22 protein-coding genes are annotated in these 23,896 nt (G+C 61.9%); 19 read left to right on the forward strand and 3 right to left on the reverse strand.

The genetic code is table 11. The features are described 5' to 3' along the window. Position 1 precedes the first annotated feature (1 nt). Positions 2-1,033 carry an adenosine deaminase gene (locus AC0V2Y_RS21405; protein WP_475414584.1) on the reverse strand — a complete coding sequence of 344 codons (1,032 nt, stop codon included), beginning with the start codon at positions 1,031-1,033 and terminating at the stop codon, positions 2-4. 569 nt (positions 1,034-1,602) lie between these two features. Between AC0V2Y_RS21405 and AC0V2Y_RS21410 the strand changes: the two genes are divergently transcribed. From AC0V2Y_RS21410 to AC0V2Y_RS21475, 14 genes are all read left to right on the forward strand, one after another. Continuing rightward, entirely contained in the window at positions 1,603-3,525 is a 1,923-nt protein-coding gene (locus AC0V2Y_RS21410; protein WP_034754154.1) for a PrkA family serine protein kinase, read from the forward strand. 72 nt (positions 3,526-3,597) lie between these two features. Then, a complete protein-coding gene (locus AC0V2Y_RS21415) occupies positions 3,598-4,866 on the forward strand; it encodes a YeaH/YhbH family protein (RefSeq protein ID WP_326456430.1) in 1,269 nt (422 codons plus the stop codon). Next, positions 4,866-6,467 (forward strand): SpoVR family protein, encoded by a 1,602-nt coding sequence (locus AC0V2Y_RS21420; RefSeq protein ID WP_475414585.1) that lies wholly within the window; start codon positions 4,866-4,868, stop codon positions 6,465-6,467. Before AC0V2Y_RS21415 ends, AC0V2Y_RS21420 begins: the two co-directional genes overlap by 1 nt. 539 nt (positions 6,468-7,006) lie before the next feature. Next, a complete protein-coding gene (locus AC0V2Y_RS21425) occupies positions 7,007-7,663 on the forward strand; it encodes an energy transducer TonB (protein WP_034754161.1) in 657 nt (218 codons plus the stop codon). A gap of 86 nt (positions 7,664-7,749) precedes the next feature. After that, a complete protein-coding gene (locus AC0V2Y_RS21430) occupies positions 7,750-8,679 on the forward strand; it encodes a MotA/TolQ/ExbB proton channel family protein (protein ID WP_232251050.1) in 930 nt (309 codons plus the stop codon). A 5-nt stretch (positions 8,680-8,684) separates the two neighbouring features. Beyond that, positions 8,685-9,113, forward strand: a complete 429-nt coding sequence (locus tag AC0V2Y_RS21435) for an ExbD/TolR family protein (protein WP_034754165.1) — start codon at positions 8,685-8,687, stop codon at positions 9,111-9,113. A gap of 108 nt (positions 9,114-9,221) precedes the next feature. Next, positions 9,222-9,653, forward strand: a complete 432-nt coding sequence (locus AC0V2Y_RS21440) for an ExbD/TolR family protein (RefSeq protein WP_176741207.1) — start codon at positions 9,222-9,224, stop codon at positions 9,651-9,653. A gap of 78 nt (positions 9,654-9,731) precedes the next feature. Further along, positions 9,732-10,943 carry a tetratricopeptide repeat protein gene (locus AC0V2Y_RS21445; RefSeq protein WP_475414586.1) on the forward strand — a complete coding sequence of 404 codons (1,212 nt, stop codon included), beginning with the start codon at positions 9,732-9,734 and terminating at the stop codon, positions 10,941-10,943. Positions 10,944-11,133: 190 nt separating this feature from the next. Further along, the gene (locus AC0V2Y_RS21450; protein ID WP_475414587.1) at positions 11,134-12,105 is read left to right on the forward strand and encodes a bifunctional riboflavin kinase/FAD synthetase; all 972 of its coding nucleotides are present in this window, start codon (positions 11,134-11,136) and stop codon (positions 12,103-12,105) included. Positions 12,106-12,172: 67 nt separating this feature from the next. After that, entirely contained in the window at positions 12,173-15,073 is a 2,901-nt protein-coding gene (gene ileS, locus AC0V2Y_RS21455) for an isoleucine--tRNA ligase (RefSeq protein WP_475414588.1), read from the forward strand. Between the two features lie 183 nt (positions 15,074-15,256). Further along, positions 15,257-15,766: a signal peptidase II gene (gene lspA / locus AC0V2Y_RS21460; protein ID WP_034754175.1), complete on the forward strand. Its 510-nt coding sequence runs from the start codon at positions 15,257-15,259 to the stop codon at positions 15,764-15,766. A gap of 17 nt (positions 15,767-15,783) precedes the next feature. Beyond that, positions 15,784-17,004 carry a bifunctional phosphopantothenoylcysteine decarboxylase/phosphopantothenate--cysteine ligase CoaBC gene (gene coaBC, locus AC0V2Y_RS21465; RefSeq protein WP_475414589.1) on the forward strand — a complete coding sequence of 407 codons (1,221 nt, stop codon included), beginning with the start codon at positions 15,784-15,786 and terminating at the stop codon, positions 17,002-17,004. A 37-nt stretch (positions 17,005-17,041) separates the two neighbouring features. Then, a complete protein-coding gene (dut, locus tag AC0V2Y_RS21470) occupies positions 17,042-17,491 on the forward strand; it encodes a dUTP diphosphatase (protein WP_475414590.1) in 450 nt (149 codons plus the stop codon). A 60-nt stretch (positions 17,492-17,551) separates the two neighbouring features. Continuing rightward, complete coding sequence (locus AC0V2Y_RS21475; protein WP_475414591.1) at positions 17,552-18,607, forward strand: M48 family metalloprotease; 1,056 nt, start codon at positions 17,552-17,554, stop codon at positions 18,605-18,607. Positions 18,608-18,637: 30 nt separating this feature from the next. Here the strand turns inward: AC0V2Y_RS21475 and AC0V2Y_RS21480 are convergent, their stop codons facing one another. Then, the gene (locus AC0V2Y_RS21480; protein ID WP_162835767.1) at positions 18,638-18,778 is read right to left on the reverse strand and encodes a hypothetical protein; all 141 of its coding nucleotides are present in this window, start codon (positions 18,776-18,778) and stop codon (positions 18,638-18,640) included. A 99-nt stretch (positions 18,779-18,877) separates the two neighbouring features. On the opposite strand from AC0V2Y_RS21480, the gene AC0V2Y_RS21485 reads away from it, so the two are divergent. The 5 genes from AC0V2Y_RS21485 (at position 18,878) to AC0V2Y_RS21505 (ending at position 22,632) form a co-directional block, all read left to right on the forward strand. Next, on the forward strand, positions 18,878-19,885 hold the full coding sequence (locus tag AC0V2Y_RS21485) for an XdhC family protein (RefSeq protein WP_475414592.1): 1,008 nt from the start codon (positions 18,878-18,880) through the stop codon (positions 19,883-19,885). 66 nt (positions 19,886-19,951) lie between these two features. After that, positions 19,952-20,869, forward strand: a complete 918-nt coding sequence (locus tag AC0V2Y_RS21490) for a DNA-3-methyladenine glycosylase family protein (protein ID WP_475414593.1) — start codon at positions 19,952-19,954, stop codon at positions 20,867-20,869. 57 nt (positions 20,870-20,926) lie between these two features. Beyond that, a complete protein-coding gene (locus AC0V2Y_RS21495) occupies positions 20,927-21,298 on the forward strand; it encodes a COG4315 family predicted lipoprotein (protein ID WP_475414594.1) in 372 nt (123 codons plus the stop codon). 21 nt (positions 21,299-21,319) lie between these two features. After that, a complete protein-coding gene (locus AC0V2Y_RS21500; protein WP_099408877.1) occupies positions 21,320-21,841 on the forward strand; it encodes an RNA polymerase sigma factor in 522 nt (173 codons plus the stop codon). After that, the gene (locus tag AC0V2Y_RS21505; protein WP_475414595.1) at positions 21,838-22,632 is read left to right on the forward strand and encodes an anti-sigma factor family protein; all 795 of its coding nucleotides are present in this window, start codon (positions 21,838-21,840) and stop codon (positions 22,630-22,632) included. Before AC0V2Y_RS21500 ends, AC0V2Y_RS21505 begins: the two co-directional genes overlap by 4 nt. Positions 22,633-22,642: 10 nt before the next feature. Here the strand turns inward: AC0V2Y_RS21505 and AC0V2Y_RS21510 are convergent, their stop codons facing one another. Continuing rightward, complete coding sequence (locus AC0V2Y_RS21510) at positions 22,643-23,863, reverse strand: MFS transporter (protein WP_475414596.1); 1,221 nt, start codon at positions 23,861-23,863, stop codon at positions 22,643-22,645. Positions 23,864-23,896: the final 33 nt, after the last annotated feature.

Raw genomic sequence — 23,896 nt, forward strand, 5'->3', positions numbered from 1 at the left:
ATTACTGCGTGGCGCCGTGGGCGGCGGCGTGCTGCGCGAAATACGCATCGACGGTGGCAAGGAAAGCGTCTTTCTGCGCCTGCGGCAGGAAGGCGGCGATGAAACCGTTGCGCGCCAGGCGCTGCGCGTGGGACAAGCCCAGCGGCAAGGCATCGAAGATGGCGTCGAAGTTGTCGTTCATGTAGCCGCCGAAATACGCGGGATCATCCGAGTTCACCGTCACCAGCAGGCCCGCGTCGAGCAATTGCACCAGGTTATGGTCATGCATCTGGTCGAACACGCGCAGCTTGGTGTTCGACAGGGGGCACACGGTGAGCGCGATCTGTTCGCGCGCCAGGCGGGCCGTCAGTTCCGCGTCCTCCAGGCAGCGCACGCCATGGTCGATGCGTTCGACTTGCAAATCATCAAGGGCCGTGCGGATGTAGGCTGCCGGGCCTTCCTCGCCCGCGTGGGCCACCAGGTGCAGGCCCAGTTCGCGGCAACGGGCAAACACGCGCGAGAACTTCTCGGGCGGATTGCCCACTTCCGACGAGTCGAGGCCGATGCCGATGAACTTGTCGCGGTGCGGCAGCGCGTCTTCCAGGGTCTCGAACGCCTCTGCCTCGCTCAAATGGCGCAGGAAGCACAGGATCAGGGTCGCGCTGACGGGGCTGTCCTGGCAGGCACGGTGGATGCCGTCGATCACATCGGCCATCGGCACGCCGCGCGCCGTGTGCGTTTGCGGGTCGAAGAAGATTTCCGTGTGCAAGACGTTATCGGCTTCGGCGCGGCGCAGGTAGGCTTGCGTCATGTCATAGAAATCCTGCTCCTTCAAGAGCACGCTTGCGCCAGCGTAATAAATGTCGAGAAAGGACTGTAAATCCGTAAAAGCATAGGCGCTGCGCAAGTGTTCCACAGATTCATAGCCCAGCGGCACGCCATTGCGCTCGGCCAGTGCGAAAATCAGTTCTGGCTCCAGCGAGCCTTCGATATGGATATGCAGTTCGGCTTTCGGCATGCCGCGGACGATCGCGCGCAATTGGGGGTTCATCATGGGTGTTCCTTATAGGGTGACGGTAAAAATGCTGGCACGCGCGCGCGGCGCGCAGGGCCATCAGACATGCAGGCATCTTAGCGCAAGATGGCCGGCCTCACCGGCGCCCGGCCGCCACGGCGCTGGCAGCGGCGGCAGCATGGCCCGCACCGGCACGCGCTGGCGAATTGTCGTATGATGATTTAAAAGGGACAAAAAAGTTCATTGAAATGGATGAAAAATTTGATAGTTTACCCAATTAAATCAACAATTTACAAACAAGTATTAAGGATATGCTGACATATCTTTTGACTTCCTGATCCTTTAGAGCAATAATTAATTTCATGGGGTAAGGGTAGGTGCAACAAGCGCTATCAACAGTGAAAAAAAGCCGGCTGGCCACGTCAGCACACGGCATCAAGCGCCAGTTTTTTGGTCCGGGCAATCCGGACTCGCAAAGACAGCCGGGCTTGAAACAACAATAAAAATCGGTACGGGGTACAGGAAAAGTTCAGACGGCAAGCCCAGGCGAGTGCCAGGCGGGCGGCCATGGTGACTGGCAGTTCAGGTTTACATTAAAGGACATTGACATGACCATTTTTGATAACTATGCAGCACGCTACGAGCGCACCCGCGAAGAGGAAATGTCGCTCACCGAGTACCTGGCCCTGTGCAAGAAGGACAAGCTGACGTATGCCAGCGCGCCCGAACGCATGCTGGCCGCCATCGGCGAGCCGCAGCTGGTCGACACGCGCAACGATACGCGTTTGTCGCGCATCTTTGCCAACAAGGTGATCAAGATCTACCCCGCCTTCCGCGAATTCTACGGCACCGAGGAAGTCATCGAACAAGTCGTCTCCTACTTCCGCCACGCGGCGCAAGGTCTGGAAGAACGCAAGCAGATCCTGTATCTGCTGGGGCCAGTCGGCGGCGGCAAGTCGTCCATCGCGGAAAAACTCAAGTCGCTGATGGAACACGTGCCCTTCTATTGCCTGAAAGGCTCGCCCGTCAACGAGTCGCCGCTGGGCCTGTTCAACGAGGAAGAAGACGGCACCATCCTGGAAGAGGATTACGGCATCCCGCGCCGCTACCTGCGCAACATCCCCAGCCCGTGGGCCGTGAAACGCCTGCATGAATACAATGGCGACATCAACCAGTTCCGCGTCGTCAAGCGCTACCCCTCCGTGCTGAAACAGATCGCCATCTCGAAAACGGAGCCGGGCGACGAAAACAACCAGGATATTTCCTCACTGGTGGGCAAGGTCGACATCCGCAAGCTGGAAGACTATGCGCAGGACGACCCGGACGCCTACAGCTATTCGGGCGGCCTGTGCCTGGCCAACCAGGGCCTGATGGAATTCGTGGAAATGTTCAAGGCGCCGATCAAGGTCTTGCATCCGCTGCTGACGGCCACGCAGGAAGGCAACTACAAGGGCACGGAAGGCTTCGGCGCGATACCGTTCGACGGCATCATCCTGGCCCACTCGAACGAGTCGGAGTGGAAGACGTTCAAGAACAACCGCAACAACGAGGCGTTTCTTGACCGTATCTATATAGTCAAGGTGCCGTACTGCCTGCGCGTGTCCGATGAAATCAAGATCTACGACAAGCTGGTGGCCAATTCCTCGCTGGTGAAAGCCCCGTGCGCGCCCGGCACCCTGCGCATGATGGCGCAGTTCGCCATCCTGTCGCGCCTGAAAGACCCGGAAAACTCCAGCATTTTCTCGAAGATGCTCGTCTACGATGGCGAAAACCTCAAGGATACGGACCCGAAAGCCAAGTCCATGCACGAATACGTCGATTACGCGGGCGTGGACGAGGGCATGAACGGGCTGTCGACGCGCTTTGCCTTCAAGATCCTGTCGAAGGTGTTCAACTTTGACAATTCCGAAGTGGCCGCCAATCCCGTGCACTTATTATATGTACTGGAACAGCAGGTCGAGCGTGAGCAGTTCGCGCCGGAACTCGAGCAGCGCTACTTCTCCTATATTAAGGAGCACCTGGCGCAGCGCTACGTGGAATTCATCGGCAAGGAGATCCAGACGGCGTACCTGGAAAGCTATTCGGAATACGGCCAGAACATCTTCGACCGCTATGTGACGTTTGCCGATTTCTGGATACAGGACCAGGAATACCGCGATCCGGACACGGGCGAAAGTTTTGATCGCGAATCGCTGAACAATGAGCTGGAAAAGATCGAGAAGCCGGCGGGCATTTCCAATCCGAAGGATTTCCGCAACGAAATCGTCAACTTCGGCTTGCGCGCGCGGGCCTCGAACGGCGGCAAGAATCCCGCCTGGACCAGTTATGAAAAGTTCCGCACCGTGATCGAAAAGAAAATGTTCTCGAATACGGAGGAATTGCTGCCCGTGATTTCCTTCAATGCCAAGGCCAGTGCCGACGATGCCAACAAGCACGCCGACTTCGTGGCCCGCATGGTGGAAAAAGGCTATACGGCCAAGCAGGTACGCCTGTTATGCGAATGGTACTTGCGCGTGCGCAAGTCATCCTAGCGCGGACAGCGGAGGCGCGCTCCCGCCCGGCGACTGGCGGGGCGCGCAAGACGAGAGGCAAGGAGGCACCCTTTGACATACCTCATCGACAGGCGCTTGCAAAGCAAGAATAAATCCGCCGTCAACCGCGAGCGTTTCCTGCGGCGTTACAAGGGCCAGATCAAGGATGCCGTGGGGCGCGCCATCAAGGGGCGCTCGATCACGGACGTCGAGAATGGCGAGAAGGTCAGCATCCCCGTCAAGGACGTGGGCGAACCGTCGTTTGGCCACGCGCACGGCGGCGTGTGGGAAGTGGTCAATCCCGGCAACAAGGAATACCTGAAAGGCGACCAGATCGCCCGGCCGAAAGGCGGCGCCGGCAGCGGACGGGGCAAGGCGGGCAATAGCGACGAGACGACGGAAGACGATTTCATCTTCGAATTGTCGCGCGAAGAATTCATGAATTATTTCTTCGAGGACTTGGAATTGCCGCACATGGTGAAAACCCAGCTGACGGCCACCACGGAATTCAAGAACCAGCGCGCCGGCTACAATATGTCGGGCACGCCATCGAACATCCACGTGCTGCGCTCCCTGCGCGGCGCGCTGGGGCGGCGCATCGCCGTCGGCGGCGGTGCCCGCAAGCAGCTGGCGCAGGCCGAGGAAGACCTGGCCGTCTTGCTGCACGAAGGGGCGCCCGACAGCGACCCGCTGGTCACGGAACTGCGCCGCCTGATCCACCACCTGCACACGCGACTGCTGGCGATTCCCTTCATCGACCCGTTCGACTTGCGCTACAGCAACCGCATCAAGGTGCCCAAGCCGATGACGCAGGCCGTCATGTTCTGCATCATGGACGTCTCCGGCTCCATGGACGAATCGCGCAAGGACACGGCCAAGCGCTTCTTCATCCTGTTATATCTGTTCCTCAAGCGCGTCTACGACAAGATCGAGGTGGTCTTCATCCGCCACCATACGGCGGCGGCGGAGGTGGACGAGCATGAATTCTTCAATTCGCGCGAATCCGGCGGCACCGTCGTGTCGTCCGCGCTGCACTTGCTCAACACCATCATCGACGAACGCTATGGCGCCGGACAATGGAACAGCTATGTGGCGCAGGCATCCGACGGCGACAACTGGGACAACGATTCCGTGCAGTGCCGCCAGCTGCTGATCAACACCATCATGCCCAAGGTGCAGTACTACACCTATGTCGAGATCACCGACGGCCCGCAGCAAAACCTGTGGGAGCAATATGCGGGCGTGCTCGACCATCACGCCCATTTCGCCATGCAAAAGATCGTCACGCCGGCCGATATCTACCCGGTCTTCCGCGAACTGTTCAAGAAACAGGTGAAATGATGAGTGCAGCCTTTGACCGCGCCAGCAATACTCCGGGCGAACCGTTCGTGCGCCTGCGCCACCCGAACGCCCTGCCCGAGCAGTCGGAATGGACGTTCGAGCTGATCGAGCAAATCCACGAGGAAATCCGCCGCGTGGCGAAACAGTTCGGCCTCGACACCTATCCGAACCAGCTGGAAATCATCACGGCGGAACAGATGATGGATGCCTACACCTCGGTGGGCATGCCCGTCTCGTACAACCATTGGTCGTTCGGCAAGCATTTCTTGTCGACCGAGAAAAGCTACAAGCGGGGCCAGATGGGCCTGGCCTACGAGATCGTCATCAACTCGAACCCGTGCATCGCCTATTTAATGGAGGAAAACAGCCTCACCATGCAGTCGCTGGTGATCGCGCATGCGGCCTACGGCCACAATTCCTTCTTCAAGGGCAATTACCTGTTCCGCGCCTGGACGGATGCGGACGCCATCATCGACTATATGGTGTTTGCCAAGAATTACATCGCCGAATGCGAGCAGCGCCATGGCGTCGATGCCGTGGAATTGCTGCTCGACTCGTGCCACGCCATCCAGAACTATGGCGTGGACCGCTACAAGCGCCCGGCGAAACTGTCGATGGCGAAGGAATATGCGCGCCAGAAAGAACGCGAAGCCTATGTGCAGTCGCAGATCAACCAGCTGTGGCGTACCCTGCCCCGGCGCGACGAGGACGAGGAAGAGGACGACCAGCGCAAGGCCGCGCCACGCTTTCCGCCCGAACCCGAGGAAAACCTGCTGTACTTTATCGAGAAGTATGCGCCGCTGCTGGAACCGTGGCAGCGCGAGATGGTGCGCATCGTGCGCAAGATTTCCCAATATTTCTATCCGCAGCGGCAAACCCAGGTCATGAACGAGGGCTGGGCCACCTTCTGGCACTACACGATATTGAATCAGTTATATGACGAAGGCGTGGTGGGCGACGGCTTCATGATGGAATTTTTGAAAAGCCATACCAACGTGGTCTACCAGCCGCCCATCGACAGCCCGTATTACAGCGGCATCAACCCGTATGCGCTGGGTTTTGCCATGATGAGCGACATCCGCCGCATCTGCGAGCACCCGACGGACGAGGACCGCGCCTGGTTCCCCGACATGGCCGGCACGGACTGGCGCAAGAGCCTGGACTTTGCCATGCGCAATTTCAAGGATGAAAGCTTCATCGCCCAGTATTTGTCGCCGCGGCTGATCCGCGAATTCCACTTCTTTGCCGTGCTCGACGACGACAAGAATGAAAAACTGGCCATTTCCGCCATCCACGACGATGCCGGCTACCGCTACGTGCGCCAGCAGCTGGCCGAGCAGTACAACCTGGGCAACCGCGAGCCGAACATTCAGGTCTGGTCCGTCAATACGCGCGACGACCGCGCATTGACCCTGCGCCACACGCAATTCCAGCGCCGCCCGCTGAACCAGCAGGCGGCCGAGGTGCTCAAGCACGTGGCACGGCTGTGGGGCTTCGATGTGCACCTCGATACGGTCGACCCGCAGGGCGTCGTCCTGGGCACCTTGAATTGCCGGCGAGAAAAACGCAACCGGCGCGACGACCCCGTTGTCCGGCCATGAAATGATTTGTTGATAATAATCAATGGCAAGAATATAAGCGTTTCCTATGCCTACATAGGAATTCAGTATGGCCTGGCGGCGTCAAACGGGCCGCCAGGACCGCCTTTTTTGACCTGGATAAAGTGCCTTGCGCACCTGTTTGGTGCGCGCGGGCCGCTAAGTGGTCTGGTTCCGAGTCAAAACATTTCTAAAAAGAAAGATTTTTCTCCAAATTTAGCGGTTTCCATATTGAATATCACGAAATATAATTCCGCCAGATGGGCACATCGGAGAACTTAGCAGTGGTAGCCCAAAACGGCTGTAAAAAACCGATAAGACCGCCTTTTTTTCTGTCCGAAAGCGTGCAAAGATGACATAAGCAAGTACGTTTTCAGGGCGCAAAAGCGCCAAAAATTTAACCGGTTTTAGGCGTTAAAAATCTGTGTAAAATAAAGAATTCGTATGTATAATTCGGCGACGTCCCGGATACGGCTGGAGCTTTGTGTCGTCATTTTGGGGTTCAGTTGCAAGACAAGAGATGGTATTTGGAGAAAGCAGGCATGAATTTTTCGAACGAGAAAAGTCCCAAGAACTACACAGGCATCACTATCGTTGTCCTGCTGCACGTTCTCGCGGCTTACGGGATCGTGACGGGCTTGGGCAAGCGGTTGGTCACCAAAATGATGGAACCGGTTGAAACCAAGATTATCGAGGAAGTCAAACCGCCTCCACCGAAGGATCTTCCACCGCCACCACCGCCGCCAGAAATGAAGGCGCCACCGCCGCCATTCATTCCGCCAGTCGAGGTGAACGTGCAGCAGCCGCCGCCACAACAGAACGTGATTGCAAATACGACTGCTGTGAAGCCAGCCACGAATGTATTGGCACCGCCAGCACCGCCTGCACAGCCTGCGCCAACTCCTGGACCAGCCAAATCGGTGCGTACGCCGGCCGTGGTTGACTTCAGTGTCTGCGAAAAGCCGGCTTATCCGAAGTCGTCGCAGCGCAATGAGGAAACCGGTGTGGTGACACTGTCGTTCCTGATCGGTGTAGACGGCAAGGTCGCTGATTCGAAGATCGTGAAGTCCAGCGGCTTCAGAGACCTGGACAAAGCTGCGGTGCAAGGTATCAGCCGCTGTACATTTAAGCCGGCAACAGTTGACGGCAAGCCGGAACAAGGCTGGCAGCAAATGCAATACGTTTGGTCGCTGGATTAAAACCCGAGGCAGTTATCCCCTGTCTCACACTATGATTTCGTTGTCATTACGTTCAGCGATCTGTTATTTTTAATTTTGGAGGAAGCATGTTTAAGAATACCCGTTTGTCCGCATTTTTTGCCGCGGTTCTGTTGTCCGTTACCGCTACTACCGCTCTGGTAGCAGCTCCGGCATTCGCTGACGCGCCAGCATCGGCTGCCGCCTCGGCTCCTGCGGCAGACGCTGCACCAGCACCAGTTGCCGCAGATGCCGCCGCTCCAGCAGCAGACGCAGCAGCTCCAGCCGCTGACGCAGCCGCTCCAGCCAAAACCGAAGAAGTCCACAACCCGTTCGGCCTGCAAGCAGTGTGGGACGGCGGCTTCGTGCCACGCGCCACCCTGATCATCCTGGCCATCATGTCGATCGGCAGCTGGTACATCATCATCACCAAGCTGATGGATCAAATGAAGATCTTCAAGCAAGCGAAAGAAACCGCTGCCAAATTCTGGAAAGCCCCTTCGATCGCTGCTGGTTCGGCAACCCTGACCGAAGGCTCGCCATTCCGCTTCATCGCTGAATCGGGCACCAAGGCAACGGCTCACCATGACGGCGCCCTGCTGGAACAAATCGACCTGTCGACCTGGGTGACGATGTCGATCCAGCGCGCTTCGGACAAAGTCCAATCGCGTCTGCAAGATGGCCTGTCGTTCCTGGCAACCGTTGGTTCGACCGCACCGTTTATCGGTCTGTTCGGTACCGTTTGGGGTATTTATGGCGCGCTGACCAACATCGGCATGACCGGTAACGCTTCGATCGATAAAGTTGCAGGTCCAGTTGGTGAAGCACTGATCATGACCGCTTTCGGTCTGCTGGTTGCCGTTCCTGCCGTTCTGGGTTACAACTGGCTGGTGCGTCGTAACAAAACCGCGATGGAAGACGTACGCTCGTTCAGCGCCGACGTTCACTCGGTACTGATCTCCGGCGCAATGTCGACCAGCGAAGCTGGCCGTGCTGCCGGCGCTAAAAAGATCGGATAAGAATCATGTCGATGTCCGTCGGCTCCGACAGCGGAGATGAAGATCAAGTAATGTCAGAAATCAACACGACGCCGCTCGTCGACATCATGTTGGTTTTGCTGATCATTTTCTTGATCACCAGTCCGGTTGTCCTCAAATTGCAGAAAATCGATCTGCCGATCGAGGCCAACCAAGCCCTTCAAAGCAAGCCAGAAAACGTCAACATCGTTGTCAACAAGGATGGCGAGATTTATCTGGGCCAGAAGAAACTGAAAGATACGAGCGAACTGTTCGATTATCTGAAAGTTGAAGCAGTGAAAGTACCGCAGCCGGAAGTACACGTTCGTGGCGACCAAGAAACACGCTACGAATCGATCGGCCGGGTTATTTACACGACCCAACGTGCCGGGATCCAGAAGGTCGGCTTCATCACCGAACCACCTGACAAGGGCTGATAGCAACTGGCGGCGGCGCCCCGGCAACACGGGGACGCCACTGCCGGAAGCTGACCACCGGGCGGCAGTTTCGCCCGGTGCTTCGTTGGACTTCTTAAAGGAAACACTATGAGTATGAATGTCGGTTCGGGAAGCGCCCCAGGCGCGGATCCGGAACCAATGATGGAACTGAACATGACGCCCCTCATCGACGTGATGCTGGTGCTGATTATCATGTTGATCATCACGATTCCTAAGCAAAACCACTCGGTGAACTTGAACATGCCGGTCGGCACCCCGCCGCCACCGACAACCGAACCAGTGGTCGTCACGATCGATGTCGATTTTGACGGTACGATCTTGTGGGACAATCAGGTCGTTCCTGACCGCGCTTCGCTGGAAGCCAAGCTGAGCAACGTTGCTGCGCAAGCAGACCAGCCGGAAGTGCATCTGCGTCCGAACAAGCTGGTGGAATACAAAGTCGTCGCCGGTGTGATGGCGTCGGCGCAGCGTCTGGGCGTGACCAAAATCGGTCTGGTCGGCAACGAGCAATTCCAGTAAGCTGCAGCAATCAGGTTCTCTTTACATCCGAATAGGCAGGACTTCCTGCCTATTCGCTTTTTACTGAAAGACTTTCTTATGTCCAAGTTTCGTCTCGCTCATCTCGGCCTCGTCATGGCCGCTATCGGTTTTACCGCAGCAACTCCCGTAATCGGCCTGGGCTCGCTGGCATACGCCGCGGACACCGTGCGTGCCGAAGTGGGCAAGCCACTGCAAGAAGCGCAAAAACTCGCTAGCAGCGGCAAAAACAAGGAAGCGCTGGCCAAGCTGCGCGAAGCTGACAGCGTCGGCGGCAAGACCGCCTTTGAAAGCTACCAGATCGAGCGCGTGCGCGCCTCGGCCGCCGCCGCCGCCGGCGATAACGGCACCGCCATCAAGGCTTTCGAAGCCGTCATCAATTCCGGCCGCCTGAGCGCCGCCGAAGCCCCAAAATTCACGCAAGCGCTGGCAGGCATGTACTACCGCGCCAAGGATTGGCCGAACACCATCACCTGGATCAAACGTTCGCTGAAAGACCGCGAAGATCCACAGATGCGCGAACTGCTGATCCAGACCTACTACGTCAGCGGCAACTACGCCGAAGCGGCGAAAGAACTGCAAGCGCGCGGCGGCAACTCGGAAGCGAGCCTGCAAATGCTGGCCAACATCCAGTTGAAGCAAAACGACAAGGCCGGCTATGTTGCCACCCTGGAAAAACTGGCTGGCAGCTATCCGAAGACCAGCTACTGGGCCGACCTGCTGAACCGCGTCTCGGGCAAGCCTGGCTTCTCGCAACGCCTGGGCCTGGACGTCCAGCGCCTGCGCCTGGCCAACGGCCTGTTCAGCAAGCCATCCGAATACATGGAAATCAGCCAGCTGGCCTTGCAAGCAGGCAATCCTGGCGAAGCGCTGAGCATCATCGAGCAGGGCTACAAAAAAGGCGTACTGGGTACCGGCGCCGATGCCGCCCGTCACCAGCGCCTGAAAGACCTGGCCCTGAAGACCCAGGCTGACCTGAAGGCCAACGCCGCCAAGTCGGAAGCGGAATACGTCAAGAACAAGGACGCCGACAGCTTGAGCAAGCTGGGCTTCGCCCTGGTCTACGATGGTCAGGCCGACAAGGGCTTGGGCTTGATGAATGACGCCGTGAAACTGGGCACCGCCAAGTATCCGGAAGAAGCCAAGCTGCACCTGGGCATCGCCTACATCCACGCCGGCAAGAAAGCCAACGCATCGACGGCACTCAAAGCCGTCAAGGGCACGGATGGCGCGGCTGACCTGGCACGCTACTGGGCCTTGATGAATAAATAAGATAATATCCCCAAGATATTGTCGGGCAGCTAGTCGAGTGCCCACCACCAAAAGCGTTGCCAGCACCCTTGCCGGCAACGCTTTTTATCATTTCAGCAGGGAAATTGCCCCTGCGGCCGCCCTGCCGGGTGTGCATCCCTGAAACAGTCCGTATAATCCCCCTTTTGGCACAGTTTTTCATCAGATTCCTATGAAGGTATTCCGCGGACTTCCCAATGCCCAGGCACGAGCGCCTTGCGCTCTGACCATCGGCAATTTTGACGGTGTCCACATCGGCCATCAGGCCTTGCTGGCGCGCGTGCGCGAAGCTGCCACCGAACTCGGCATCGAAGCGGCCGTGATGACGTTCGAACCGCACCCGCGCGAATTCTTCGCGCAACGCGCGGGCGACCTGTCGAAGGCGCCGCAGCGCATCGCCAACCTGCGCGACAAGCTGCAGTCGCTGGACGATGCGGGCATCGACCGGGTCGTCGTCGAACACTTCAGCGCCCAGTTCGCCGCCCTGACGCCGCAGGAATTCACGGAAAAAGTCCTCGTCGATGGCTTGCACGTGAAATGGCTGATGGTCGGCGACGACTTTTGCTATGGCGCCCGGCGCGCCGGCGACGTGGCCATGCTGCAGGAAGCGGGCCGCCAATACGGTTTCCATGTAGAAACATTGCCGACGGTGATGAATGGCAGCACGCGCATCTCCTCGTCCGCCGTGCGCCTGGCGCTGGCCGCCGGCGATTTCCCGCTGGCCACCCAGCTGCTGGGCCATCCGTACGCCATATCCGGCCACGTCATCCACGGCCAGAAGCTGGGCCGCACCCTCGGTTTCCCCACCCTGAACCTGCGCGTGGCGCACCGCCCCGCCCTGTCCGGCATCTTCATCGTGCAAGTGCACGGCCTGGGACCAGTACCGCTGCCGGCCGTGGCCAGCCTGGGCGTGCGCCCCACCGTCGACGACAGCGGCCGCGTCTTGCTGGAAGTGCATCTGTTTGATTTCGCGCAATCGTGCTACGGCAAGCTGGTGCGCGTGGAATTCCTGCAAAAGCTGCGCGACGAAGAAAAGTACGACGACTTGCCCACCCTGACGGCCGCCATCGAGCGCGACTCGAACCAGGCGCGCGCCTATTTTGAGCAGCGCAGCGGCGCCATTACCGCCACCGACCGAATTTGACGCCGGCCAACTCCGCCGCCTGGCGGCCCCTGCCGCCGCAAACCATTCAATATCATTAAAGAAGATTATGTCCGATCAAAACAAGCCAGCCACGCCCAAGCAGAACAAGAAGCCTGAAAGCAAATACCCGGTCAACATGACGGAAACCCCGTTCCCGATGCGCGGCGACATGGCCAAGCGCGAGCCGCAATGGGTACAGCAATGGCAAGACAAGAAGATTTATGAGCGCGTGCGCAAGGCTGCCGCCGGCCGTCCGAAATTCATCCTGCATGACGGCCCGCCGTACGCGAATGGCGACATCCACCTGGGCCACGCCGTCAACAAGATCCTGAAGGACATGGTAGTCAAGTCGCGCTCGCTGGCCGGCTTCGACGCGCCGTACGTGCCGGGCTGGGATTGCCACGGCATGCCGATCGAGATCCAGATCGAAAAACTGCACGGCAAGAACCTGCCGACGGCCGACGTGCTGGAAAAGGCCCGCGCCTACGCCAACGTGCAGGTCGAGCGCCAGAAGAAGGATTTCATCCGTCTGGGCGTGCTGGGCGAGTGGGACAACCCGTACCTGACCATGGCGCACGGCAATGAAGCCGACGAGTTGCGCGCGCTGGGCAAGCTGCTGGAAAAAGGCTATGTCTACCGTGGTCTGAAACCCGTCAACTGGTGTTTTGATTGCCAGTCGGCGCTGGCCGAGGCGGAAGTGGAATACGCGGAAAAACGCGATCCCGCCATCGATGTCGGCTTCAAGTTCGCCGAACCGGCCAAGCTGGCGGCCGCCTTCGGCTTGCCTGCCCTGCCGACCGATAACGGCTTCATCGTCATCTGGACCACCACGCCGTGGACCATCCCGTCGAACCAGGCGCTCAACGTGCATCCGGAAGTGAAGTATGCGCTGGTGAAGGCCGAGCGCGACGGCCAGCCATTGCTGCTGATCCTGGCGCAAGACCTGGTCGTGGCCAGCCTGGCCCGCTTCAAGCTCGAAGGCACGACGATCGCCACCTGCGACGGCGCGGCCCTGGCCGGCATCAGCTTCCGCCATCCGCTGCACGCGAGCAACGCCTTCTACGACCGTTTGTCGCCCTTGTACCTGGCCGAATACGTGACCACGGAAAGCGGCACGGGCGTGGTGCACTCGGCGCCAGCCTACGGCCTGGACGACTTCATCTCGTGCAAGGCGCACGGCATGAAGGACGACGACATCATCAAGCCCGTCATGGGCGACGGCAAGTTCGCCTCGACCCTGCCCCTGTTCGGCGGCATGACCATCTGGGAAGCGTCGAAGCCGATCTGCAACGCCTTGCGCGAAGCGGGCGCGCTGTTCGAAGTCAAGATGTTCGACCACAGCTACATGCATTGCTGGCGCCACAAGACGCCGATCATCTACCGCGCCACCTCGCAGTGGTTCGCCGGCATGGACGTGACGCCGAAGGATGGCGGCGCGACCCTGCGCGAGACGGCCTTGCAAGGCATCGCCGACACCGAGTTCTTCCCGGACTGGGGCCAGGCGCGCCTGCACGGCATGATCGCCAACCGTCCCGACTGGACCTTGTCGCGCCAGCGCCAGTGGGGCGTGCCGATGGCCTTCATCGTGCACAAGGAAACGGGCGACCTGCATCCGCGCACGCCGGAATTGCTGGAGCAAGTGGCCAAGCTGATCGAAAAGAACGGCATCGAGGCATGGCAGGCGCTGGACCTGAAAGACCTGATCGGCGACGAAGCGGCCATCTACGCCAAGAACAAGGATACCCTGGACGTGTGGTTCGATTCCGGCGCCACGCACCAGACGGTGCTGGGCGGCCCGCAAGCGCACGGTTCGCACTCGACGCAGCTGCAATTCCCGGCCGACCTGTACCTGGAAGGCTCGGACCAGCATCGCGGCTGGTTCCACTCGTCGCTGCTGGTGTCGTCCATGCTGAACGGCCGTCCTCCATATAAAGCCCTGCTGACGCACGGCTTCACGGTCGACGGCGAAGGCAAGAAGATGTCGAAGTCGCTGGGTAACACGCTGGCGCCGCAAAAGATCTCGGACACCCTGGGCGCGGACATCCTGCGCCTGTGGATCGCCTCGACCGACTACACGGGCGAGCTGTCGATCTCCGACGAGATCCTGAAACGCGTGACGGAATCGTACCGCCGCATCCGCAACACCCTGCGCTTCCTGCTGGCGAACACCTCGGACTTCAATCCGGCCACGGACGCCGTGCCGGTGGCTGAGATGTTCGAAATCGACCGCTATGCGCTGGCCAACATGGCGTCGCTGCAGCAGCAGATCGAGAACAACTATGCGCGCTACGAATTCCACCCGGTCGTGTCGAAGCTGCAGACCTACTGCTCGGAAGACCTGGGCGGCTTCTACCTGGATATCCTGAAGGACCGTCTGTACACCTCGGGCTTGACGTCGCACGCGCGCCGCTCGGCGCAGACGGCCCTGTGGCACATCACGCAAAGCCTGCTGCGCCTGATGGCCCCGGCCCTGTCATTCACGGCCGAAGAGGCGTGGGCGGTGTTCGCCGGCGCGGAAGCGTATGCCGCCAGCGATGAAACCATCTTCACGCAAACGTGGTGGCAGCTGCCGGAAGTGTCGGACGCGGCCGCCCTGCTGGAGAAATACACGGCCCTGCGCGCCGTGCGCACGGACGTCACCAAACAGCTGGAAGACTTGCGCACCTCGGGCGCCATCGGTTCCTCGCTGCAGGCGGAACTGACGATCAAGGCCGCGCCGATGAAGTACAAGCTGTTGACCACCCTGGGCGACGACCTGAAATTCGTCTTCATCACCTCGCAGGCAACCGTGGCAGAAGTAGCCGACGAAGCGGCCGAGGAAGTGGTCGTGGCCGCGTCGACGGCGCCGAAGTGCGAGCGTTGCTGGCACTACCGCGCGGACGTGGGCACGGACGCCGCGCATGCTACCCTGTGCGGCCGCTGCGTCAGCAACCTGTTTGGAAAAGGCGAAGTTCGCCGTTTCGCCTAAACAACGTCGTCAAAATCTACTGCGCGTCGCGATTTGCGGCCTGCGATGCTCGCTGTACTAAAGTACAGCTGCGCGTCTCGGCCACAACTCGCTGCCGCTCGCTACGATTTTGCCCGTCATTGTATGCTATGAGTCCAACCGCCGCCTGCTGCCAGGCGGCGGCTTTATCTTCCCTGGAAAAATATGGCCACTAAAAACCGTTTTTCATCGAAATCGTCCTCCTCTGCGTCGCTCGTCCCCTGGCTGGGCATCGCCGCCATCGTCATCCTGTTCGACCAGATCACCAAGATCACGATCCTGAAGACCTTCCGCTATGCGCAGGAGATGGTCATCACCTCGTATTTCAACCTGGTGCTCGCGTATAACAAGGGCGCCGCGTTCAGCTTCCTGTCCGACCAGGGCGGCTGGCAGCGCTATTTCTTCACCGGCATCGCCCTGGCGGCGGCCATCTACATCATCTATCTGCTGAAAAAGCACGCCGGCCAGCGCATGTTCTGCTGGGCCCTGGCGCTGATCCTCGGCGGCGCCTTGGGCAACGCGATCGACCGCCTGATGTACGGCCACGTGGTCGATTTCCTCGACTTCCACTGGAAAAGCTGGGGCCATTTCCCCGCTTTCAATATTGCCGACAGCGCCATCTGCATCGGCGCGGCCCTGTTCATCATCGATGAACTGCGCCGGGTAAACAAATAAACACGCGGGAGAACGGCATGGAATTGTCCGGCAAAAAAATCGTCCTGGGACTTTCGGGCGGCGTCGCCTGCTACAAGGCGGCGGAACTGTGCCGCGCGCTGACAAAGGCGGGCGCCTCGGTGCAGGTGGTGATGACGGATGCGGCCAGCCACTTCATCACGGCCGTCACGATGCAGGCGCTGTCCGGCCACCCCGTGCATACCAGCCAGTGGGATGCGCGCATAGACAACAACATGGCGCACATCGATTTGACGCGCCATGCGGACGCCATCCTGATCGCGCCGTGTTCGGCCGACTTCATGCGCAAACTCGCGCATGGCGTCTGCGACGACCTGCTGTCGACCCTGTGCCTGGCCCGTCCGGCCCACCTGCCCCTGCTCGTGGCGCCGGCCATGAATGTGGAAATGTGGCAGAACCCCGCCACACAGCGCAACGTGCAGCAGCTGCGCGACGACGGCATCACCCTGTTCGGCCCAGCCGCCGGCGAACAGGCTTGCGGCGAAGTTGGCCTGGGCCGCATGCTGGAACCGGAACAGCTCTTGACGGAGCTGATCGCCGCCTTCCAGCCCAAAGTCCTGGCGGGCAAGCGCGTGCTGGTCACGGCCGGCCCCACTTTTGAGGCCATCGACCCCGTGCGCGGCATCACCAATCTGTCCTCGGGCAAGATGGGCTATGCGGTGGCGCGCGCGGCGCGCGAAGCGGGCGCCGAGGTGCTGCTCATTTCCGGCCCCACGGCCCTGGACGCGCCGTTTGGCGTGCGCCGCATCGACGTGCAAAGCGCGCAGCAGATGCATGATGCGGTGCTGGCCCACGTCGACGGCCAGCATGTCTTCGTCGCCGTGGCCGCCGTGGCCGACTGGCGCGTGGCCAACGCCAGCGACCAGAAGATGAAAAAGCAGGCCGACGGCTCCGTGCCCGAACTGCAGTTCGTGCAAAATCCCGACATCCTGGCCACCGTGGCGGCACGCACCAACCTGGCCGGCTATCCGTACTGCGTGGGCTTTGCCGCCGAATCCGAAAACCTCGTGGAATTCGGCTCGGTCAAGCGCGAGAAAAAAGGCATTCCCCTCCTGGTCGGCAATATCGGCCAGAACACGTTTGGCCAGGACGACAACACCATCATCCTGTTCGACGAGGAAGGTCATACCGTGCTGCCGCGCGCCCCGAAACTGAACCTGGCGCGCCAGCTGATTTCGGAAATCTCGAAGCGGCTCGCCAAAAATTCGCTGCTCAAATAATCACTTTTTAAACGACTTAGCTTAGTTAGTTAGATTCATGAAAAACATCGACATCAAGGTCCTCGACGACCGCATGCAAGAACTGCTGCCGGCCTACGCCACCCCGGGCAGCGCGGGACTCGACCTGCGCGCCTGCATAACCGAGGCCATCACCATCGAAGCCGGCCAGACCGTGCTCATTCCCACCGGTCTGGCCATCCACATCGGCGATCCGTCGTATGCGGCCATGATTTTGCCACGCAGCGGCATGGGCCACAAAAACGGCATCGTACTGGGGAATCTGGTAGGCTTGATCGACTCCGATTATCAGGGCCAGCTGATGATATCGACCTGGAACCGGGGCCAGAGCGCCTTCACGCTCAATCCCATGGAACGCCTGGCGCAACTGATTATCGTGCCTGTGCTGCAAGTGGGCTTTAACGTCGTCGAGGAATTCGGCGACAGCGAACGCGGTGTTGGCGGTTTCGGCAGCACCGGCAAACATTAAGGATTGACACTTATGCCAGGTTTCCGCCATCTGATCCCAGCCCCAACTTCGCTGCGCCGATTGGCCACTCCCTTCCTGTTGGCCGGCGCGGCCGTTCTGGCCGGCTGCACCACGCCGGCGACGAACGTCAGCGGTCCGTTCAACGTCGTGCCGGCGCCCGAGGCCCCGGCCCTGACGGCGCAGCAAAAGGCGGCGCAGGAAGAGCTGGTGAAGATGGTGGCGCTGCAGGACCGCCTGTCGAAAGTCTCGGCGCCCCTGCTGATCAACAATGCGGACCTGTGCAAGACGTACGCGCGCAACCTGCTGGGTTTCACGGCGCAGAACAAGTATTCCTACCCCGGTATCTATGCGGACGCGGCGCAGGCGGCCCTCGGCTACGGCGAACAGATGCAGGTCTCCGGCGTCTTGCCTGGCAGCGGCGCCGCGCGCGCCGGCCTGCGCAAGGGCGACGGCTTGCTGGCCGCCGAAGGCAAGCCGCTGCCGGCCGGCCCGAAGGCAGAGGGCCCGTTCGGCGCCATCGTCGGCCCGCTGGCCTCGAAGAACGCGAGCCTGAACATGACCATCGCCCGCGACGGCCAGCAGCAGGACCTCAAAATTCCCGTCACGCGCGCCTGCGCCTTCCGCGTCGCCCTGGGCAATGCGGACAACGTCAACGCGTATTCGGACGGCGCGCGCATCATGCTCACGCGCGGCATGGTCAATGCGGCGCAAAATGACGAAGGCATCGCCTTCGTCATTGCCCGCGAAATGGCGCACAACATCCTCGACCACGCGCGCAGCCAGCGCACGGCAGGTACGGCCGGCGCCATCATCGACAGCCTGGGCGCCGTGCAGCCCGACGTGTCGATGCTGACGGGCGCCGCCGGCATCAAGGCCATGCCGCAGGAACTCGACGTGCAGGCCGACACCCTGGCCATCTACCTGCTGGCGCGCGCCGGCTACAACGTCGACAACGCGGCCCGCTTCTGGCAGCGCATGGCCACGCAAGTGCCGGTGACGGTCGCCAACGGCTACACGGCCCTGCACCCGGGCACCAATTCGCGCATGGCGGCCATCAACCGCGCCGTCACCGACGTGCGCGCCAAGCAGGCGGCAAAGAAGCCGCTCAAGCCTTAAGCAAAGAGGCGCCTGACGCAGCAGGTTTGGTCAGGCGCCGGGGAAGTTGGGGAAGTAGGTGCCCATGATCCAGGTCAGAGCGCCGCAAAACACCACGGCCAGAAACAGGACGATGAGCAGCTTGCCGAACTTGGGAATACCCTCTTCTTGCGTCTTGACTTCATTTGACATGAAAATTCTCCGCAGGGTGGTGGAACAGGTAGTATATCCACAATCTTGAATACTTTTCCATACTTTGCCGCAAACTACGGCATGTAAATCGCGCGCGCCATGGACAGCATCGACCTTGAAGTTCTGAAAACCAGCGCCGCCTGGCTCGCCGCCGGGCACCGCTGCGAACTCGTCACCGTCATCAAGACCTGGGGCTCCAGCCCCCGCCCCGTGGGCGCGACCCTGGCCATCTGCGACGATGGCACGGTGGTCGGTTCCGTCTCCGGCGGCTGCATCGAAGATGATTTGATCGACACCGTGCGCGTGCACGGCATCGTGCGCACCTTGCCGGAAATCGTCAGCTACGGCATCAGCGCCGACGAGGCGCACCGCTTCGGCCTGCCCTGCGGCGGCACGATCGAACTGGCCATCGAACCGCTGCATGCGGGCAGCAAGGTGGCCGAACTGCTGGCGCGCCTGGAAGCGCATGAACTGGTCGAGCGCCGCCTCGACCTGCGCAGCGGCGCCGTCAGCCTGCGGCGCGCCGCGCCGGGCGCCGTGCTGGCCCTGGAAGACGCGGTACTCACCACGCAGCATGGCCCCCGCTGGCGATTGCTGATCATCGGCGCCAGCCAGCTGTCGCGCTTCGTGGCGCAAATCGCCATGGCCATGGATTACCACGTCATCGTCTGCGACCCGCGCGAGGAATACCGGGGCGGCTGGAACGTGCCGGGCGTGCCCCTGCTGCACGCCATGCCGGACGACCTCGTGCTGGAATTAAAACTCGACAGCCGCAGCGCCGTCGTCGCCCTCACGCACGACCCCAAGCTCGACGACCTGGCCCTGATGGAAGCATTGAAATCCCCCGCTTTTTATGTCGGCGCCATCGGCTCGCGCGCGAATAACGCCAAGCGCCGCGAGCGGCTGCTGCAGTTCGACGTCAGCGCGGAACAGCTGGCGCGCCTGCATGGTCCCATCGGCCTGTACATCGGCAGCAAGACGCCGGCCGAAATCGCCATTTCTATCCTGGCCGAGCTGACGGCCGTGAAAAATGGCGTGCCCGACGCGCTGCAGATCCAGCACGCTGCAGCCCTGAGCCCGCCCACCACCGATATCTGCGCCCGCTAAGGACCGCAGCAAGAAACGCGGTGCGCCGGCGGCGCGCCCCTGCTACCTTCACTGAATTTGGCCACCATGAACCTGCTGCACTGGACCCTCCCCCTGCCCGCCGGCTACCGCCGCGACGACGTCATCGCCTTTCACAGCCGCGACGGGGAAGCCGTGGCGGAACAAGTCACCTCGGCAGGCCTGCGCAAGGGCATCCTGCTTGCCGGCGTGCCCGTGGTGCTGGAGGTGGCTTTCACGGACGCTGCGGCCGTCTGCCGCGCCGAGATCGACGGCAGCGCCAGCGACGCTCTGAAAACGGCGCTGCACGGCGCCCTGCTCAACATCCTCGGCCTGCGCATCGACCCGCAGCCCTTCGCCCGGCTGGCCGCCGCCGATCCGCTGCTGGCGCCATTGGTCCAGCTCAATCCGGGCTTGCGCATCGTGCAATCGGCCAGCCCGTTCGAGGCGCTGACCTGGGCCATCATCGGCCAGCAGATCAACCTGTCGTTCGCCATTTCCCTGCGCCGCACGTTTATTCTGCAGGCGGGACGCCGGCACGCCAGCGGTTTGTGGTGCTACCCGGAGGCGCGCGACGTGGCGCGGCTGGAGATCGAGGATTTGACCAGCCGCAAATTCTCGCGCGCCAAGGCGGAAACCGTGCTGCGCCTGGCGCGCCTGGTCGACGAGGGAGCGCTGTCGCTGGAACTGCCCCCTTCCGGCGACGTGGCGGCCATTTCGCAGGCGCTGCTGGCCGTCAAGGGCATCGGCCCGTGGACCGTCAATTACGCGCTGCTGCGCGGCTACGGCTATGCCGACTGCTCGCTGCACGGCGACGTGGCGATCCGCGCCGCCCTGCAAAAGCTGCTCGGAGAGGAAACGAAACCGGACATGGCGCGCACGGAGCAATGGCTGCGCCAGTACGCGCCGCACCGCACCATGGCGGCCGCCCACCTGTGGGCCAGCCTGCACGCGCCGGCAAAAAATATGTCAGACGCGCGGGAATAAACGGCGGGCGGCAGGCGTCTATCCCTTGCAAGCCCACCAAACATCAAGGAGATCATCATGCGCTTTACCACTTTCGCCGCCACCGCCCTTTTCACCGCCTTGTCCGCCCCGCTGGCCTTCGCCGCCGACGTCATGCCCGCCAACGGCATGCTGGTCAACGCCAGCGGCATGACCGTGTATGTGTTCGACAAGGATGTCGCCGACAGCGGCAAGAGCGCCTGCAGCGGCGGCTGCCTCGTGGCCTGGCCCGCCGTTATCGCCACCGAAGCGGCGCCCGCCGCCCCGTATGGCAGCATCAAGCGCGAAGACAACGGCGCCATGCAGCTGACTTACAAGGGCAAGCCCCTGTACCTGTACAAAGAAGACAAGAAACCGGGCGACGTGTCCGGCGACAACTTCAAGAACGTGTGGCACGTCGTCAAGCCGTAAGCCCCCCTGCCCGCCGCCACGATGACCACGCAAGAGGATAGCCGTCAGCTGCAAGCGTGCCTGCCCGGCCTGCGCCGCTATGCGCGCGCGCTGGCGGGCGCCCTGCACGCGGACGACCTGGTGCAGGACACCGTGGAGCGGGCCTGGCGCAAGCTGGACCAGCGCGGTGGCGAAATGCGGCCCTGGCTGTTCTCCATCATGCACAACCTGCACGTGGACCAGCTGCGCCGTCCCGGCCTGGCGCTGCAGGAACTCGACGACGATACCGTGCTGCCCGCGCCGGAACACGCGCCCGGGCAAGCCATCGCCATCGGCGAAATGGATGCGGCGCTGGCCCGTTTGCCGCTGGGGCAGCGCGAAGTCATCCTGCTCGTCGCGCTGGAACAGATGCCGTACGAGCAGGTGGCGGCCACCCTGGATATCCCCGTCGGCACCGTGATGTCGCGCCTGTCACGCGGGCGCGACAAGCTGCGCACCTTGCTCGATGGCCGCCCTGCCGGCAGTCAGGGCAGCGGCCCACCCACCCTGAAAGTCGTGAAATGACAACGCAAGCCATCAGCGAAGCGCAATTGCACGCCCTGGCCGACGGCGTCCTGCCCGAAGACCAGCACGCGGCCGTCGACGCCCACCTGCGCGCGCATCCCGGGGACGCCGCCAGGGTCGATGCGTGGCGCGAGCAGAACCGGCAATTGCGCGCCCTGTTCGATCCCGTGCTGGACGAAGCCATCCCCCCGGCGCTGCTGCAGGCGGCGGCCCCGCCGGCGGCGAACGGCGCCTGGCAGCGCCCCGTCATGCAGGCGGCAGCCGCCATCGTGCTGCTCATCGCGGGCGGCGCGGGCGGCTGGCTGCTGCGCGGCGGCGATGGCGGCAACAGCGCGACCGCCAGCGCCAGCCCGGTCTCCCTGGCGCGCAGCGCCGCCATCGCCCATGCCGTCTATACGCCCGAAGTGCGCCACCCCGTCGAGGTGGGGGTGGAACAGGAGGCGCACCTGGTGCAATGGCTGTCGAAACGCCTGGGCAGCAAATTGCAGCCGCCTGCGCTGTCGCCGCTCGGCTACCACCTGATCGGCGGGCGTTTGCTGCCCGGCGATGGCGACGGCCCCGTGGCGCAATTCATGTATGAAGATGGCAAAGGCCTGCGCCTGACCCTGTACGTGGCCAAGGAGCGGGCCGGCAAGCAGGAAACGGCCTTCCGCTACACCCAGGAAAAGGACTTGAGCGTGTTTTACTGGATCGACGGCCAGCTCGGTTATGCCCTCTCGGCGAGCCTGCCCAAACAGGAGCTGGGCAAGATCGCCGACACCGTGTATGCACAGCTGGAGCAGCCGCGCTAAAGGCGAGCCCTTACGGCAGCACCGGCGCGCGCCGTTGTGCGCGTGCCCCGGCCAGATGGATCCAGCCTGCCAGCAGGCCCAATGCGATACCAAACACCGCCACGCCCGTCCAGCCGTAACGCTGCATCAGCCAGCCGCTGGCCGCCACGCCGGCGGCGCCGCCGATAAAGGTGGCCGTCATGTACAGGCTGTTGATGCGCCCCTGTGCGGCAGGATCGACGGCAAAGGCGCGCGTCTGGTTGGCCACCAGGGCAGCCTGCACGCCGATATCGAGCACGATGACGCCGATCACCAGCAAGAGCAGCGACGAGGCGGCGCCCGCCAGCAGCAGATAGGACAGCGTCACGATGGCGATGCTCAGGCCGATGACCGTGCGCGCACCGAGTCTGTCGGCGGCCCTGCCGCCCAAAGTGGCGGCCAGCGCGCCGGCCGCGCCGATGATGCCGAAGGCGCCGGCCCAGGCGCTGCCCAGGTGCCATGGGCCGTTGGCCAGCAACGCCGCCAGGTTGACCCAGAACGCATTGAAGCAAGCCCACAGCAGCGCCTGGATCAGCATCGATTCACGCAGGGGGCGATGGTCGCGCGCCAATGGCCACAGCGATGCCAGCAGGCGCGCGTAAGACAGGCCCGTGCCGGGTTTCCCCCGTGGCAGCAAGGCTGCCGCCGCGAGCCACACGGGCAGCATGAACGCCGCTTCCATGGCATACACGGCGCGCCAGCCCCAGGCTTCGCCCACCACGCCGGCCACCGTGCGCCCCAGCAGGATGCCCACCATGATGCCGCTGACCACCGTCCCGACAGAGCGGCCGCGCTCGCCGGGCGGCGACATGCTCGCGGCCAGCGGCACCAGTTGCTGCGGCACGCAGCTGACGATGCCCAGGCCAAACGAGGCCCCGATCAGCGCCCAGATGCCAGGCGCCAGCGCGGCCGCCAGGGCACAAACGAAGGCCAGCGCAATCTGCCCCAGCACCAGGGTGCGCCGGTCGTAGCGGTCGCCCAGCGGCAGGAGCAGCGCCAGGCCCGTGGCAAAGCCCAGCAGCGCCGCGCCGGCGACCAGGTTGACGGCCGCCAGGTCGACACCGAGGCCGGACTGGATCAGGGGCAGGATAGGTTGGGTGCAATAAATGTTGGTGATCACCGCGCCGGCGATCACCGCCATCATGAGGATCTTGCCGCGCGGCGCGGCGGCCACGGTGTGCGCATCGGGTGGGAGAGTCGGGGTGGGGCGCATGGCGCTGTCCTTTCAAGTTACCGCGGCAACATG

Source organism: Janthinobacterium sp. BHSEK (assembly GCF_056174685.1).